The following is a 15,108-nucleotide window of genomic DNA, read 5'->3' as shown; positions in this document are numbered from 1 at the left end:
GCGTCTGTCGTCGGGCCTGCGCGGGCGATCGCGCCTACGGGTGCGAATCGGTGATCGCGATGACCTCGTCGAGGCGGTCCAGGGCGGCCCGGAGATCGTCGACCTTGGCCTGGATGCGCTCGCGCTCGGCGCGCAGCATGGCCCGCTGCCCGGGGTCGGTGTGCCCGGAGTCCCAGCAGGGCAGGAGTTCGGCGATCCGGCTGCTGGTCAGGCCCGCCGCGTACATCTGCTGGATGAACCGGACCAGCGTGACCGTGTCCGGCCGGTAGAGGCGCTGGCCGGACGGGCTGCGCCTGGGGACGAGAAGGCCCTGCTCCTCGTAGTAGCGCACGGCGCGCACCGAGACACCGGCGCCGCGCGCCACCTCACCGATGCGGATCAGCGGCTCGGGCACGGTGACCCCTCTCACCCCGGTTTCGGCGATCAACACTTGCCTCTGACGTCAACGTCAGGTTTTAGCGTACCGGGCATGGACATCAACGACTCGGTAGCCCTCGTCACCGGCGCCAACCGCGGCCTGGGCCGCGCCTTCGCCCAGCGCCTGCTCGAACGCGGCGCCCGCAAGGTCTACGCGACCGCCCGCCGGCCGGAGACCGTCGACCTGCCCGGCGTCGAGGCGCTGCCGCTCGACATCACCAGCCCCGCATCCGTACGGGCCGTCGCCGCTGCCGCCCCGGACGTCACGCTGCTCGTCAACAACGCCGGCATCCAGACCGGAACCGACCTGGTGACCGGTTCGCTGGAGGCGGTACGGCACGAGGTGGAGACCAACGTGCTCGGCCACCTGACGATGATCCGCGCGTTCGCGCCGGCCCTCGCCCGCAACGGCGGAGGCGCGATCGTGAACGTGCTCTCCGCCATGTCGTGGTTCGGGACCAGGGGCGCCGGCGCGTACCACCTGACCAAGGCCGCCGCCTGGGCCATGACCAACGGCGTACGCCTGGAACTCGCCGACCAGGGCACGCTCGTGACGGCGGTGCACCTCGGCCTGGCCGACACCGACATGTCAGCGGGCTGGCCCGTCGACAAGATCGCGCCGTCCGATCTGGCCGACGCGGCGCTCGACGGCGTCGAGGCGGGCGCCGCCGAGGTTCTCGCCGACCAGTGGAGCCGGGACGTCAAGTCCCGGCTGACGCTGACGCCGGAGGAGTTCAACGCCGCGATGGACCGCGCCCTGGCGGCGCTGGCGGCCTGACCGGGCCTGGCGGTACGTGCCGGTCGTGGCCGCGTTCGCTGAGGCGCCACATCGCCGACCGGTTGCAGCGCGTTGACGGTGACCCGGAGGGTGTCGTGGCGCTTCCGATCACCCTGATGCAGGATGCAGCGGGTGACCTCGATCTATCGAACCGCTGCGGGCCGCGACAGGATCCGCCGGTGGTGCGAGGAACAGTTGACTGCATGGCCGGTCCCGCACGATCGACGCGTGATTCGCGCCCAGGCCGAAGACACTCACGTCGTCTCCGTCGGCGCAGGCCCGGTCACAGTCGTCTTCGTCGCTGGTGACCGCTTCAGCAGCACCGCCTACCTGCCGCTGCTCACTGCCCTGGCCCAGCGCTATCGGGTGGTCGCCGCCGACCTTCCAGGCCAGCCAGGGCTGAGCTCCGACGAAGCGGGCACCGCCGGTGGCCGGCTCACGTGGTACGGCTCATGGCTGGGAGAGGCCATCGAGAAGACCACCGCCGGGCCGGTCGTGGTGCTCGGGCATTCGTTCGGCGGCGCTGTCACGCTCGCCGCGGATCATCCGCGGATTCGGGGAAAGGTCGCCGTGTCTCCAGGCGGGTTGTGCCGGCTCCGGATCACACCCCGTGTCCTGCTGGCGTTCCTGGCCTGGCTGGTGCGGCCACGAGCTGATTCGAGCCGTCGACTGCTACGTGTCCTGTCTGCTCCCGGCCAGGAGCCCCGCGCCGAACTGGTCGAATGGATGACGCTGGTCGCCCGGTACGCCCGTCCGGTGAGCTCCGACGACCTCGTACCGGCGGCCGCTCACACGATGCCGGTCGTGGTCGCGAGCGGACACCACGACGTGTTCCTGCCCCCGGAACGACTGCGCGCAGGAGCACGACAGCGGATCCATGCGGACGCCGACATCGTTCCCGCCGCCGGCCATCTCGTCACCGACGAGCACCCCGACCTGATCGCCGCGCTGGTTGCCCGGCTGGAGGATCAGTGGCGCTGAACAAGCGGGGCAGTCGGCCCATCGTCGTCGACGGCAACCGCTACTGCTGGCTCGTCCGCCGGAAGCCGACGTACAGCCAGGGTCTGACCTGGTCACCGTTGAGCTTCGCCGTTGAGCGCGCGGATCTGGCTGGGTGCGCCACTCTCGTCGTCCGACTCGCGTCACCGCGACCGGACAACTGGATGAATGCCGTGGCCTCTCCGGTGCTCCCTTCGCTGGTCGCAAGTGCCATCCGGCAGGGGCTTGAGCGGGGCTGGCAGCCCGAGCGCCCCGGCTCCCCGTTCCTGCTGGACCTCGGCGCTGACGAGCAGGGCTAGGGCCGGCGACGCGGAGCGCACCGCGCTGAAACACGTCCTTGGAACTCGTCTCGTGACCGTGCGGAAGGCCGGAAACGCGGTTCTCCGATTGGCGTTTCGCTCCGTAGGATCTCCGGCGATCAAGGGGGATGAACGGTGGGCGATTTCCAGCAGTTCGTGACGGATGTGACTTCACGTCTGTCCACCATGTCCAAAGGTGAGTTGTACCTCGTCGGCGACGGCCTCGACCGGGACTCACTCTGGCTCACCTTCCTCGAATCCTTCCCCGCCGGCACCAATCTCCGGTTCCGTGAGCGATCCGAGTACGACTGCTCGACCTGCCGCCGTTTCATCAAGCACTTCGGCAACGTCGTCGAGATCCACGACGGGCGGGTCCGTACCGTCTGGTCCGGGGTCTCGGCCTCCGACCCGGTCTTCTCCGTGGTCGCCGCCGCTCTGGACGAGTTCGTGCTTTCGCTGCCGTTGGCCACCGTCTTCCGGTCCACTCAGGCGCAGTACGGCACGAAGACCACCCGATCGCTGCGCGACGGCCAGGTCGAGGTGTGGCACCACCTGCACGGCCGGGTGGAGAAGCGGCATCGTGTCGAAGACGTCGGCGCGGCACAGAGCGACTTCAACGCCGCGGTGCAGGTCTTCCAGCGGGGCCTGGCCGAGCTGACCCCGCACGCTCTGGACACCGTCGTCGACCTCATCGACGACAACGCCCTCTACCGCGGCACGGAGCATCGTCGGGCGGTGACCGAGTTCCGGTCGCTGCAGAACCGGTGGACGAAGGCGACCGACGGACGGGCCTTCGTCTTCGCCAACGCCATGAACCCGGCGGCACGCTTGCGCAACACGGTGATCGGCACCCTCGTCCAGGCTCTCTCCGCCGGCGTCGACCTGGAGCAGGCGGTCCGGTCGTTCGAGACGAAGGTGGCGCCGCAGAACTACCAGCGCCCCACGGCGCTGATCACCCCGGCCATGGTCAAGGCTGCCATGAAGACCATTGACGAGTTGGGCATCGAGGAGTCGTTGCAGCGACGGTTCGCCCGGCTGTCCGACGTGTCGGTCAACAACGTGCTGTGGGTCGACAATGACACCCAGCCGCAGATGAAGGACGGCATCGAAGGGCTGCTCATGCAGGCGGCCACCACGACGTCGACAGGTGCGCGCCTTCGTGACGCGAAGCCGGAGGAGATCCCCGTGGTCTCCTTCCTGAAGGACATCCTGCCCGGAGCCACCTCCATCGACCTGTGGGTCGCCAACACCCACGAGCCGCACTTCGTCAGTCTCACGACCGGCCGGCACCCGGCCGCTCCGCGGTTGTTCAGGTGGGACAACGACTTCGCCTGGTCGTACGGCGGCAACGTCGCCGACTCGATCCGGGAGAAGGTCAAGCGGGCCGGCGGCAACGTCACCGGCAAGCTGCGGGTGAGCCTGTCCTGGTTCAACCACGACGACCTCGACCTGCACGTGTTCGAACCAAACGGCGACCACATCTGGTACCAGGAGAAGCGCGACAAGCTGGACGTCGACATGAACGCGAGCGGGCCGCTCTCCCGCGAGCCGGTGGAGAACGTCACCTGGGCCGACCATGTCGCCGACGGTGAGTACCGGATCGAGGTGAACCAGTACCGCAAGCGGGACAGCGCCCAGGTCGGCTTCGTGATCGAGACCGAGAGCAACGGGAAGATCGAGCATTACCGTCACGAGCGCGCGGTCGGCCACAAGGAGACCGTCGAGGTGGGCCGGATGACGGTTGCCGGCGGCGTGATCACCGCTTTCCGGCCGGGTAAGGACGTGCAGCGAGGCAGTGCGGGCAAGGAGCTGTGGGGGATCACCACCGAACAGTTCGTACCGGTGTCCACCGTCATGTACTCGCCGAACTACTTCGACGACAACGAGGTCGGCAACCGGCACTACTTCTTCATCCTGAAGGGGTGCGTGAACGATCAGCCGACGCGGGGGATCTACAACGAGTTCCTCCGCGCCGACCTGCAACCGCATCGCAAGGTGTTCGAGGTTCTCGGCGACCGCACCAAGTGCGAGCCCTCTCCGGATCAGCTTTCCGGCCTCGGCTTCAGCTCCACGATCCGTAACTCTGTGGTCGCCAAGGTGACCATGACCGGCGGCCGGCGCCGCCTCCTCAGCATCCAGTTCTGATCCCCTACCCAGAAAACGGAGAGAGGTCGTCGTGACCATTTTTGAGAAGGCCACGCGGGAGAAGTTCCGCTATCCGTCGGCGAAGGGACTGCTGACCACGGAGCAGTTGTGGGAGCTTCCGCTGACCGCCAAGTCCGGCTTCAGCCTCGACGACGTGGCCAAGGCGGTCAACGCCGAACTGAAGGCCGTCGACACCGAGTCGTTCGTGGCCACCGAGGCCAATCCGGCCAAGGCGACCCTGGAAACCAAGTTGGAGGTCGTCAAGCACGTCATCGCCGTCCGCCTCGCGGAGGACCAGGCGGCGAAGGCGGCGGCGGCCAAGAAGCTGGAGAAGGAGAAGCTGCTGGCCGTCCTGGGGCGGAAGCAGGACGCGGTCCTGGAGAACCTGACTGAGGCGGAGCTGCTGGCCCGGATCAACAACCTGTAGCCCGCTGACGATCTGGCCTGCGGTGGGGATGGTGCGCCCGGCAGGATTCGAACCTGCGGCCTTGGGATTAGAAGAAGGTCTCGGATGGGTGGTCGCATGGCTGCGCACCTGGTCGGCTCGTCCGTCGTTGTCGGTTGGCGTCGGCGTCAGCCGGCGGTCTTGGCTGTACATGTGGCTGTACGGCTACACGGGTTTAGGAAGTGTGGGCACGGGCGGAAATCGCTCGGCAATCACCTGGGTGTTGGTAGACCGAAACGTCTGGCTCCGGCGGTCCAGGGCTCTTGTAGAACACCTGGTGCGGCACTTGCCGGTGTGCCCGCCTGGCGGGCGTTACGAAACACCTGACAACTCCCTGCGAGGGGTGGGGCCTCGACGACGCACCGGCTGAGCAGGAGAAGGCGTGCCCGAGAGAACCAGGGAAGCGTTGCTCAGTCCTGATGATCTTGCTATCGTTAACCCACCACCAGGGCACCACTGTGTCTTCACATAGCTAAACCCTTGTCGAAACCGACAGGGGTTTTTTTGTGCCCGAAATAGATCGTCAGGCCCCAGCGCAGCCCGCGCTGGGGCCTTCGTCGTTCACGGAAGGGACCGCCATTGAACCTCCACCCCGACTTCTTCAACCTCGGCATCCTGCTTCTTCTCGCTTGGGCCATCACTCTCGCTGCGGTGGTCATCCTGGTGCTGGGTCTGGCGAACTTCGCCTTCAAGAAGGCCCGCGCTCAGGACGTGCCGGACGTTCTTCTTGCACTCGCTCGTATCCTTGGGATGGTCCCCTGGCTTGGGCAGCTGGCCTCTGTGATCCGGACTCTGTCGGCCACCACCGGAAGTTCGGCGCCGCCCCAGCTGCCGCCCGGTGGTGGTTCTGTGACTTCTCCCGGCGCCGGCCAGTCCACTGGAGGCATGCCGTGAAGCGTGGCCGCAACCATCGCGATAGCACAGCCGATCGCGCCCTGCGCACCCCTGATGACTTCATCGCCGCTCTGGAACAGCTGACGACGAATGAGCGGAGCGTCCTGCTCCTGCGGTTCTGGGCGTACCAGACTCTCAGCGAGATGGCGGAGCGCCTCGGTGTAACCCGCGAGCGCGTGAGGCAGATCGAAAATCGGGCCATCTGGAAGCTGCAGGGCCATGAGGACTCGATCGACATCATGCAGTCTGCGCTGACAAGCGGAACCTGGAAGGCGGTGCTCAAGCAGTACAGCGACCTCCTAGAGCCCTATGTCAACGTCAAAGACCGGGAGATGGAGGAACTTGAGCGATTTGACCGCGAGTACGACAGCCGCCACGGATCTTGCGAGGTCTGCAACCAGGAGTTCAACCGGACACGGAACGGGCGGCCTCGCCGCTTCTGCTCCAGCTCGTGCCGACAGATGGCCTACCGGTTGCGGCGGCAGTCACCTAGTCGCCCGCCCTCCGCGTGATTCAACCTCTACCCAAGGCCCCCTGCGGCAATCAAAGTGTCATCCCTGTCTGCCGCCGACCCACACACCGTGGAGTGGGCCAGGGCCAGGGTGACAAGGTGGAGCGCCCTACTGGACGAACGACCTTGTCACCCTGGCCCTGGTCTGCTCGGCTCTGCCTGGGTCGGTGGCTGGCGGGATGGCATCCCACCACCCACGAACCGGAACCGTTCGCAACTCCATCTCGGAGTCGTCTGGCCCCCGCCGGAGGCATGCCCTTAATTGGCCGGCGCGCCGGCCGATGCCGGCGCTTGCGCCGCCAGCAGGCCGAGCGCGGCCGGCGCGGCCCGCTTGCGGGCCGCCTTGATGTGCTGCGGGGTCACCGCCTGGGAGCCTTGTACGTCTGCGCCCTGACGGTAGGGCTTCGTCGTGGGGAACTGCTCGGGCTCGCCTGGTCGGATATCGACTTCGACGCCAGCACGCTGACCGTTCGGCAAACCGTGCAGCGGGCCGAAGGCCGCCTCCAGCTCGTGGCGCCCAAGACGGAGCGGTCTCGGCGCACGGTTCCGGTGCCGGCGCAGACCCTCGCCCTGTTTCGCGCGCATCGTCGGCAGCAAGCCGCGGATCGGTTGGCGGCGGGGGAGCGGTGGCAGGATCACGGCCTGGTCTTCCCGTCCAAGGTCGGTACTCCGATGGACCCGGACCACATCGACCGGACGTGGCACAAGATCCGGGCGGCTGCCGGCCTCGACTGGCTGCGGCTGCACGACCTGCGGCACGCCTGCGCGACGTTCCTGCTCGTCTCCGGTGCCTCGCCCCGGACGGTGATGAAGGTGCTCGGGCACAGCCAGATCGGGCTGACGATGAACACCTACGCCCACGTCCTGCCGGAGATCGAGCGCGCCGCCGTGGACGAGGCCGCGAAGCACCTCTTCGGCTGAGTTGGCTGTACGAATGGCTGTACGTGAGCCGTGGTGATCGATTCGACCGGGTGCGGGAAGCCGCTGACCTGCGGTTACGGTGGTGCGCCCGGCAGGATTCGAACCTGCGGCCTTGGGATTAGAAGTCCCCTGCTCTATCCGCTGAGCTACGGGCGCGCGCCGACGGTCGTCGCGCCAAGAGGGTACCGCCGCTCCCCGTCCGCCCGGGGGTACGGGTCGGCGCGTCCGTTCCGCCCCTCAGCGTCCCATGCCGGGGCCCGGAACGGCACCACAGTTCCGGCGGGTCCCGCGTGGGCCGGGCGGGACGCGATCCGTACCCTCGTCGGATGCTGCTCGACCAGGAAACCGAGAACGAGATCGTCTTCGAGCTGTGTCAGCTCCTCGGACGGGCGATCCTGCCCCTCACCGGCTCGGACGGCCCGGGCACGCCGCCCGGCGTCCTCGGCACCGCCTTCTTCTACAGCGAGCTGGTCGGCGCCACCGACGACGGGGAGATCGCGCACGAGTGGCTGCTCACCGCCGACGCGCTGACCGACCGGGCGTACGGCGAGATCGGGTTGCGGTCGAGCGTCACGGACCCGGCCGAGGGCGCGGACGAGCCGATCGACCTGCCCGGTTTCGCCGACCACTGGCTGCACCTGCCGGAACTGGGGCTCGCCGCGATGCCGACCGGCGGTCTGCACGGCTGGGCCGACGACCGGGGCTGGCGCTGGCGTACCCAGCAGGTCACCGAGGCGGTGGCCGCGCCGGCCGACTCGGTCGCCCGGATCGGCGCGGCGCCCGTCTCGGCGTTCGTGCTGGCCCTGGGCGCGGGTGAGGACGGGTCGCGGCCGTTGGAGGCGGTGGTCGAGCGGGTCGCCCGGGACGGCGGCGAGGTGCGGGTCACCACGGAACTGCCCGCCGGCTACGTGGGCGCGCCGGTGTTCGCGGTCGAGGCCGGACCGGACGGCGGGTCGGCGTTGCGCTGCCTGGGCGTGGTGCTGCCGCCGCAGGCAGGCGGACATCCGATCGCGACGTTCGACCGGATCCGCGCCGCGCTCGCGGCGGTCGTCACCGACTGAAGCGGCGAGGCGGGGCCGGGCTCAGCCCTCGGCGGTCGCGTCGGCCGGCCGCCGAGGTGACGGCGGCGTCGTGGGCTCCGGCTCGGTCGGTCCGGCGCGGAGGAATCCCTCCGCCCACCGTCCGACCTCCGCGAAGACCTTCTCGCGTACGCCCGGACTGGACAGCGTGAGGTCGTGCAGCCCGCCGTCGAAGCGGGCCAGCGTGACGTGCCGGCCGAGGCGGGGCGCCCAGCGCACCATGTGCTCGACGTCGAGCACCGCGTCGGCACCGGTGGCGCTGTCGTGCCACTTGGTGCCCCGGAAGCTGCGCGTCGAGCAGGCCAGCAGCACCGGCACCGGGATGTCCAGCCCGGCCCGCAGGCGACGCTGACCGGTGCGGATCGCGTTGAGCCAGCCGGCCCGCACCGGGAACCCGGCGAGCGGCTTCCAGGCCAGGTCGTACCGCCACTCGCCCCGGTGGTCGGCGTGCAGGCTCTCGCCGTACACGGTGCCCAGGCCGAACGGCAGGACACGCTGCGGCGCCCTGCGGCCCAGGCGGGAGACGGCGGCCGCGAGGGGTCGACGGACCATCCAGGGCGCGTTGATGTCGAAGAAGGGGCTGTTGAGCACGATGCCGTCGACCAGTCCGGCGTCGCGGCGGTCGTGCGCCCAGAGCGAGATGATCAGGCCGCCGGTCGAGTGGCCCATGGCGAGCAGGGTGTCGTGGCCCTCCTCGGCCCGGATGATCTCCGCGGCGGCGTCCAGCTCGGGGAAGTAGTCGCTCAGGTCGCGGCAGAAGTTCGGGGTCTGGTGCGGAAGCAGGCTGCGGCCGTACTTGCGCAGGTCGAGCGCGTAGAAGTCCCAGCCGCGCTCGGCGAAGAAGTCGGCGACGTGGGTCTGGAAGAAGTAGTCGACGAAGCCGTGCACGTAGAGCACGGCGCGGCCGGTCGGGCGGTCGGCGCGCCGCCGCACGAGGGTCGCGACCACCGGCCCCTCGTCGTCGGTGCCCAGCTCGATCGTCCGCCGCTCGTAGGGGGCGCCCAGCACGTCCGGTTCCACGACCGCGACGGTACGCCGCCGCGCTACCCGGCGGTAGGGGTGTTGGGCTGTAAGGAGGGGGCCCTTGTTAACGCATCCGGTAGAGGAAGGGCCCCTTCTTAACAACGCCTCAGCGCGGGGACGGCCCGCCCGCCGGCACCGAGCGGGCGGGCCGTGCCAGGATTCAGACGGTTTCGGCGTCCTCGCGTGCGGCGTCCTGCAACGGCACGCCCTCGGGCTGGTCGACGGCGCGCAGGTGCTTGTTGTTGCGCGGCTCCTGCCGGGTCTTCGCGTCGTTGAGCTTGCGGCGCAGGTCGTCCCGGACGTCGTTGAGCGCGGCGTGCAGATCCTCCTCGGTCGAGGTGGTGACGATCTTCTGCCGACCGGCGATCCAGCACTCCAGGGTCACCTTCTGGCCCCGGGCCTCACGATCCTTGACGGACACCTCCAGCTCGGTGGCGTCGGCGTGGAAGCCGGCGAGCCGGGTGTCCAGGGTCGCGAACTGCTCGGCGATCCAGTTGCGGTCGCCCTGGGAGAACCCGGCGCCGACCCGCAGGCACTCGGCCACGGTCGCGGGGTTCGCCACGGCGCTCATCGCGCTGCCTCGCGGACGTCTCGGAGAAGCATCGGAGCTCCCTTTCTCTCGGTTGATCAAGTACTTACCCAACCGGCGCGATTCCGGAACGCCTGCTTGCCGGCTCCACTCGATCATGCGTCGCCGCAGGTCAGGCGCGTAGGGCCGGTTGACCTAGCAGATCGGGACCTTGATCAGGGGGTTGTCCACAAGGCGGTCCGTCATCCACAGGTACGGGCCGGGCGGGTGGCCCGGGCTAGGCGGCGGGCCGACGCTTCCCGGGACAAGTCGATCCCTGGGAGGGGCGATGTTCGATACGTACGTCACGATCGTCGGCAATGTGCTGACCGCGCCGGAGTGGCGCCGGACCACCCAGAGCGGAACGCTGGTGGCCAACTTCAAGGTCGCCTCGACCGCCCGCCGGCTCGACCGCGACAGCGGCCGCTGGGTCGACGGCAACAGCCTGCGGGTACGGGTCAACTGCTGGCGCCGCCTGGCCGAGGGAGTCGCGTCCTCGGTGGCGGTCGGCGACCCGGTGATCGTCGCCGGCCGTCTCTACACCCGGGACTGGACCGACGAGTCCGGCACCCACCGCACGCTCTACGAACTGGAGGCGGTCGCGGTCGGGCACGACCTGTCCCGCGGCCGGGCCCGGTTCCTGCGTAACCAGCCCCGCGCGGCCACCAGCACGGTCGAGGACGCGGAGGCCGAGCAGCGGGTGCACGGCGAGACGACCGAGCCGGTGCCCGACGGGCAGGCCCCGGCCACCTTCGACGACCGGCCCTTCGACGACGACTTCCCGCCCTCGGAGTACGGCGGCGGCCGGGTCGGGCCCGTCGGCACCGTGGAACGGGTGGGTGAGCCCGACCCGTTCGACGCCCGGTCCGTCGACGCCCGGTCCGTCGACGCCCGGTCCGTCGACGCCCGGCCCGGTGCGCGGCAGGCCGCCGGCTTCGACCCCGGTTCGGGTGGCCCGGCGGGGGAGGAGGACGAGCTGGGCGACGTGGCCGACGACGGGCCGGCCACGGCCGAGGACGACGAACTGGGCGAGGTCGCACCGCCGGAGGTCGGCGGACCGGGTGGTTCCGGGCCGGGTGAGGGCGAGCCGGGTGAGGGCGAGCCGGGCGGCGCGAGCCCGGGCGGGACCGCGTCGGGGCGCCGGAGCAGGCGACGGACCCCGGTGCCCGCCTGACAGTCCGACGGGGGCGCGGGGTGGTGACATCGGCGTCTCCACCCCGCGTACGACTAGGCTGGCCGGCCGGAGGTGGTGACGGGTGCGGCAGGCGACCGCCATGGCGAACGCGACCGGACTGGTGGCGGGTTACGCGCTCGACGCGCTGCTCGGTGACCCCCGCCGGTGGCATCCGGTGGCCGGCTTCGGCCGGGCGGCCGGCGCCCTGGAACAGCGGCTCTACCGTCCCGACCGGTCGGCCGGCGCCGCGTTCACGGCGCTCGCCGTCGGCGCGCCGGTCCTGCTCGGCGCCGCCGCCGCGCTGGCCACCCGCCGTCATCCGGTGGCCCGGGCCGCGCTGGTCGCCGCCGGCACCTGGACGGTGCTGGGCGGGCGCACGCTGCGGCACGAGTCCCGGGTGATGGCACGGGCGCTGGGCCGGGCCGACCTGCCCGCCGCCCGGGCCCGCCTCGGCAACCTCTGCGGGCGGGACCCGTCCGCCCTCGACGAGTCCGAACTCGCCCGCGCCACGGTCGAGTCGGTCGCCGAGAACACCTCGGACGCCGTGGTCGCCCCGCTGGTCTGGGGCGCGGTCGCGGGCCTGCCCGGCCTGCTCGGCTACCGGGCGGCAAACACGCTCGACGCGATGGTCGGTCACCGCTCACCCCGGTACGCCCGCTTCGGCACCCCGGCGGCCCGGCTGGACGACGTGCTGAACCTGGTGCCGTCCCGGCTGACCGGGCTGCTCACGGTCGCGGTCGCGCCAGCGGCGCACGGGGACCGTGCCGTCGCCTGGCAGGTGTGGCGGCGGGACCGGGCCGACCACCCGAGCCCCAACGCCGGTCAGTGCGAGGCGGCGATGGCGGGCGCGCTCGGTGTCCGGCTCGGCGGGCGCAACGTCTACTTCGGCCGCGCCGAGACCCGGCCGTTCCTCGGTGACGGGCCCCGCCCCGAGGCGCGGCACCTGAAGCGGGCCGCCCGGATCTCCGGCGCGGTCGGCGCGGCCGCGCTCGGCCTGGCCGCGCTCTACCCGGTGACCGTCGGGCGCGTGGCCGGGGCCGCCGGACGGGCCGCGCTCGGCGCCCTCATGCGTGCAGCCCGCCGGGAGAACGGGCGGTGAGCGGCGGGCTGCTGGTCGCCGGCACCACCTCCGACGCCGGCAAGAGCGTGCTCACCGCCGGCATCTGCCGCTGGCTGCGCCGCCGGGGCGTCCGGGTCGCGCCGTTCAAGGCGCAGAACATGTCGAACAACTCCGCCGTCGTGGTCGGGCCGGACGGTCGCGGCGGGGAGCTGGGCCGAGCCCAGGCCATGCAGGCCGCCGCCTGCGGGCTCGACGCCGACCTGCGGTTCAACCCGGTGCTGCTCAAGCCGGGCAGCGACCACGCCAGCCAGGTGGTGCTGCTCGGCGAGGCGGTCGACACGGTCACCGCCGGCAACTACCACGAGGTGCGGTCCCGGCTCGCCACCACCGCGTCCGCGGCGCTGACCGAGCTGCGCGAGGAGTACGAGGTGGTGATCTGCGAGGGCGCGGGCAGCCCCGCCGAGATCAACCTGCGCGACGGCGACTACGTCAACATGGGGCTGGCGCGTGCGGCCGGGCTGCCGACGATCGTGGTCGGCGACATCGACCGGGGCGGCGTGTTCGCCTCGATGTTCGGCACCGTCGCCCTGCTCGACGCGGCCGATCAGGCGCTGGTCGCCGGGTTCGTCGTGAACAAGTTCCGGGGCGACCGGGGGCTGCTCCAGCCGGGGCTGGACATGCTGCGCCGGGTCACCGGCCGTCCCACGTACGGGGTGGTGCCCTGGGCGCTGGACCTGTGGCTGGACGCGGAGGACTCGCTCGCGTACGGGCGGGTGCTCGGCCGGCCGCCCGCGCCCCGGGGCACCGACTGGCTCGACGTGGCAGTGGTGCGGCTACCCCGGATCAGCAACGCCACCGACGTCGAGGCCCTCGCCACCGAGCCGGGTGTGCGGGTACGCCTCACCGTCGAACCGGCCGAACTGGCCGCCGCCGACCTGGTGGTGCTCCCCGGCACCAAGTCGACTGTCGCCGACCTGGCCTGGCTGCGGGAGACCGGCCTGGCCGACGCGGTACTGGCGCACGCCGCCGCCGGACGGCCGCTGCTCGGCATCTGCGGCGGCTTCCAGATGCTGGGCCGGGTGATCCACGACCCGGTGGAGAGCCGCGCGGGCACCGTGCCCGGCCTCGGGCTGCTGCCCGTCGAGATCACGTTCGAGCCGGTCAAGACGGTGCGCCGGGCCGAGGGCAGCGCCGCGGGAGACGTGCCGGTGAGCGGCTACGAGATCCACCACGGCCGGGTGTCGACGGCCGACCCGGGGCTCGCGCCGCTGTTGCGTCACACCGACGGCACCGGCGAGGGCGCGCGCCTCGGCAACGTGTACGGCACCCACTGGCACGGCACGTTCTCCTCCGACGAGTTCCGCCGCCGCTTCCTGACCGAGGTCGCGGCGGCGGCCGGGCGCACCGGCTTCAAGGTCGCGCCGGACACGTCCTTCGCGGCGGCCCGGGAGCGGACGCTGGACCTGCTCGGCGACCTGGTGGAGGAACACCTCGACACGGACGCGCTGTGGCGGCTGATCGAGTCCGGTCCGCCGCCGGGACTGCCGTTCGTGCCACCCGGCGCGCCGCCGGCACAGAGCGACGTCCGGCGGCCCGCCGTCGACCGCGCGGTTCAGTAGCGCACGTCGGCGGGGCGGTCGGACATCGGCAGCCCGGCCTCCCGCCAGCCCTGCACCCCGCCGATCATGTCGGTGGCCTGCCGCAGCCCCAGCGTCTGGAGGCTGGCGGCGGCCAGGCTGGAGCTGTACCCCTCCCGGCACACCACGACGATCTCGCGGTCGTACCCGGTGGCCTCGGGGATGCGCCAGGCGCTGGCCGGGTCGAGCCGCCACTCCAGCACGGTGCGGTCGATGACGATCGCGCCGGGCAGCTCACCCTCCTCGCGGCGCTGCGCCTCGGTACGCGTGTCGATCAGCAGCGCGCCGCCTCGGACCGCCTCGACGGTCTCGTGCGGAGTGAGCCGGCGGAGACCGGCGCGGGCCTGTTCCAGGAGGGCGTCGACGCCCGGACACATCACGTCATGGAGCACCCCCCGATGATGCCCAGCCGCCCACGTCACCGCTCGCCGAAACGGTCCGCCCGGGTCGCAGGTTCCAGCGGACGGGGGAACGTTAGCGTCGGTCGGGTGAACGTCGCCGTGATCGAGGCGTACGCCGGGTTGGCCCGCCGCGTGCTGGCCGGTCCGGCGCGGTTGGGGCGTACCCGGCTGGTGGCCGTCGACGGGCCCAGCGGCGCGGGCAAGAGCGTGTTCGCGACGCGCCTCGCGGACGCGCTCGCGGAGCGGGCGAGCGGCGTGCGCCCGCCGTTGGTGCACACCGACGACCTGCTCGACGGCTGGGACGACCAGCTCACGTTCTGGACCCGGCTGGAGGAGCAGGTGCTCGGCCCGGTGCGGGCCGGCCGGGCGGGCGGCTACCGCCGCTACAGCTGGGTGCGACGCCGGCTCCTGGACCGGGTGGTGCCGGTGCCGGCCGGTCCGGCGCTGATCGTCGAGGGGGTGAGCGCCGCCCGCGCCGCGGTACGCCCCGAGCTGACGCTGTCGGTGCTCGTCACCGCGCCGGCCGAGCTGCGGTTGCGCCGGGCGCTCGCCCGCGACGGTGAGCAGATCCTGCCGGAGTTGCGCCGCTGGCACGCGGGGGAGCGGGCGCACTTCACCGCCGACGGCACCGCGGCGGCGGTGGACCTGGTCGTCGACGGCGCCCCGGACCTGCCGCACGACGCGGACCGCTACTACGTCCGGGTGGGCGGCCGGCGATCAGGCTCGGCCGACGTGGCGGGGTAAGGCCAGCATACGA

Annotated in this window: 17 protein-coding genes and 1 tRNA gene; 13 read left to right on the top strand and 5 right to left on the bottom strand. The window is 71.3% G+C overall.

The window, feature by feature from the left end; all coding sequences use genetic code 11:
* Positions 1-34 precede the first annotated feature (34 nt).
* A complete protein-coding gene (locus J3R08_RS25140) occupies positions 35-394 on the bottom strand; it encodes a MerR family transcriptional regulator (protein WP_166457043.1) in 360 nt (119 codons plus the stop codon).
* Between the two features lie 75 nt (positions 395-469).
* Between J3R08_RS25140 and J3R08_RS25135 the strand changes: the two genes are divergently transcribed.
* The 8 genes from J3R08_RS25135 to J3R08_RS25100 all read left to right on the top strand — a co-directional run bounded on the left by J3R08_RS25135 (position 470) and on the right by J3R08_RS25100 (position 7,409).
* Entirely contained in the window at positions 470-1,195 is a 726-nt protein-coding gene (locus J3R08_RS25135; RefSeq protein WP_113974659.1) for an SDR family oxidoreductase, read from the top strand.
* 132 nt (positions 1,196-1,327) lie between these two features.
* Positions 1,328-2,176, top strand: coding sequence for an alpha/beta fold hydrolase (locus J3R08_RS25130; protein WP_209962987.1), 849 nt, complete (start codon positions 1,328-1,330; stop codon positions 2,174-2,176).
* The gene (locus J3R08_RS25125; RefSeq protein WP_113974661.1) at positions 2,167-2,493 is read left to right on the top strand and encodes a hypothetical protein; all 327 of its coding nucleotides are present in this window, start codon (positions 2,167-2,169) and stop codon (positions 2,491-2,493) included. Before J3R08_RS25130 ends, J3R08_RS25125 begins: the two co-directional genes overlap by 10 nt.
* Before the next feature lie 135 nt (positions 2,494-2,628).
* Complete coding sequence (locus J3R08_RS25120; protein WP_209962985.1) at positions 2,629-4,638, top strand: hypothetical protein; 2,010 nt, start codon at positions 2,629-2,631, stop codon at positions 4,636-4,638.
* Positions 4,639-4,669: 31 nt separating this feature from the next.
* On the top strand, positions 4,670-5,065 hold the full coding sequence (locus tag J3R08_RS25115) for a hypothetical protein (protein ID WP_043328857.1): 396 nt from the start codon (positions 4,670-4,672) through the stop codon (positions 5,063-5,065).
* 597 nt (positions 5,066-5,662) lie between these two features.
* Positions 5,663-5,977, top strand: coding sequence for a hypothetical protein (locus tag J3R08_RS25110; protein WP_209962984.1), 315 nt, complete (start codon positions 5,663-5,665; stop codon positions 5,975-5,977).
* Positions 5,974-6,489, top strand: coding sequence for a sigma-70 family RNA polymerase sigma factor (locus tag J3R08_RS25105; protein WP_209962981.1), 516 nt, complete (start codon positions 5,974-5,976; stop codon positions 6,487-6,489). The genes J3R08_RS25110 and J3R08_RS25105 overlap by 4 nt, the downstream gene beginning before the upstream one ends.
* Positions 6,490-6,740: 251 nt before the next feature.
* Positions 6,741-7,409, top strand: a complete 669-nt coding sequence (locus J3R08_RS25100; RefSeq protein WP_245254804.1) for a site-specific integrase — start codon at positions 6,741-6,743, stop codon at positions 7,407-7,409.
* An 80-nt stretch (positions 7,410-7,489) separates the two neighbouring features.
* On the opposite strand, the gene J3R08_RS25095 is transcribed toward J3R08_RS25100, so the two are convergent.
* Positions 7,490-7,565, bottom strand: a tRNA-Arg gene (locus J3R08_RS25095).
* Positions 7,566-7,735: 170 nt separating this feature from the next.
* Between J3R08_RS25095 and J3R08_RS25090 the strand changes: the two genes are divergently transcribed.
* A complete protein-coding gene (locus J3R08_RS25090; protein WP_209962978.1) occupies positions 7,736-8,470 on the top strand; it encodes a hypothetical protein in 735 nt (244 codons plus the stop codon).
* A gap of 21 nt (positions 8,471-8,491) precedes the next feature.
* On the opposite strand, the gene J3R08_RS25085 is transcribed toward J3R08_RS25090, so the two are convergent.
* Together J3R08_RS25085 and J3R08_RS25080 are read right to left on the bottom strand one after the other, a co-directional pair.
* Positions 8,492-9,508 (bottom strand): alpha/beta hydrolase, encoded by a 1,017-nt coding sequence (locus J3R08_RS25085; RefSeq protein ID WP_209962976.1) that lies wholly within the window; start codon positions 9,506-9,508, stop codon positions 8,492-8,494.
* A gap of 163 nt (positions 9,509-9,671) precedes the next feature.
* The gene (locus J3R08_RS25080) at positions 9,672-10,082 is read right to left on the bottom strand and encodes an HPF/RaiA family ribosome-associated protein (protein WP_043328869.1); all 411 of its coding nucleotides are present in this window, start codon (positions 10,080-10,082) and stop codon (positions 9,672-9,674) included.
* A 286-nt stretch (positions 10,083-10,368) separates the two neighbouring features.
* Between J3R08_RS25080 and ssb the strand changes: the two genes are divergently transcribed.
* The 3 genes from ssb to J3R08_RS25065 all read left to right on the top strand — a co-directional run bounded on the left by ssb (position 10,369) and on the right by J3R08_RS25065 (position 13,932).
* On the top strand, positions 10,369-11,253 hold the full coding sequence (ssb, locus tag J3R08_RS25075; RefSeq protein ID WP_209962974.1) for a single-stranded DNA-binding protein: 885 nt from the start codon (positions 10,369-10,371) through the stop codon (positions 11,251-11,253).
* Positions 11,254-11,335: 82 nt separating this feature from the next.
* Positions 11,336-12,352 carry a cobalamin biosynthesis protein gene (locus J3R08_RS25070; protein WP_374102390.1) on the top strand — a complete coding sequence of 339 codons (1,017 nt, stop codon included), beginning with the start codon at positions 11,336-11,338 and terminating at the stop codon, positions 12,350-12,352.
* Complete coding sequence (locus J3R08_RS25065; RefSeq protein ID WP_209962972.1) at positions 12,349-13,932, top strand: cobyric acid synthase; 1,584 nt, start codon at positions 12,349-12,351, stop codon at positions 13,930-13,932. Before J3R08_RS25070 ends, J3R08_RS25065 begins: the two co-directional genes overlap by 4 nt.
* On the opposite strand, the gene J3R08_RS25060 is transcribed toward J3R08_RS25065, so the two are convergent.
* Complete coding sequence (locus J3R08_RS25060) at positions 13,926-14,327, bottom strand: rhodanese-like domain-containing protein (RefSeq protein ID WP_013288093.1); 402 nt, start codon at positions 14,325-14,327, stop codon at positions 13,926-13,928. The genes J3R08_RS25065 and J3R08_RS25060 overlap by 7 nt on opposite strands.
* A 111-nt stretch (positions 14,328-14,438) precedes the next feature.
* Here J3R08_RS25060 and J3R08_RS25055 point away from each other — a divergent pair, with 111 nt between their 5' ends.
* Complete coding sequence (locus tag J3R08_RS25055; RefSeq protein ID WP_280841908.1) at positions 14,439-15,095, top strand: uridine kinase; 657 nt, start codon at positions 14,439-14,441, stop codon at positions 15,093-15,095.
* The last annotated feature ends 13 nt before the right edge of the window (positions 15,096-15,108 follow it).

Origin of the sequence: Micromonospora sp. HB375 (genome assembly GCF_017872985.1) — a bacterium.
GTDB lineage: Bacteria > Actinomycetota > Actinomycetes > Mycobacteriales > Micromonosporaceae > Micromonospora > Micromonospora chalcea.
Note: the sequence above shows the minus strand (reverse complement) of the source record. Positions and strands in the feature narration are given on the sequence as shown.

Coding starts and splice junctions, on each gene's coding strand:
- J3R08_RS25100 (WP_245254804.1), top strand. CDS start 6,741: ATGCCCTTAATTGGCCGGCGCGCCGGCCGATGCCGGCGCTTGCGCCGC.
- J3R08_RS25080 (WP_043328869.1), bottom strand. CDS start 10,082: ATGAGCGCCGTGGCGAACCCCGCGACCGTGGCCGAGTGCCTGCGGGTC.
- J3R08_RS25060 (WP_013288093.1), bottom strand. CDS start 14,327: ATGTGTCCGGGCGTCGACGCCCTCCTGGAACAGGCCCGCGCCGGTCTC.
- J3R08_RS25090 (WP_209962978.1), top strand. CDS start 7,736: ATGCTGCTCGACCAGGAAACCGAGAACGAGATCGTCTTCGAGCTGTGT.
- J3R08_RS25135 (WP_113974659.1), top strand. CDS start 470: ATGGACATCAACGACTCGGTAGCCCTCGTCACCGGCGCCAACCGCGGC.
- ssb (WP_209962974.1), top strand. CDS start 10,369: ATGTTCGATACGTACGTCACGATCGTCGGCAATGTGCTGACCGCGCCG.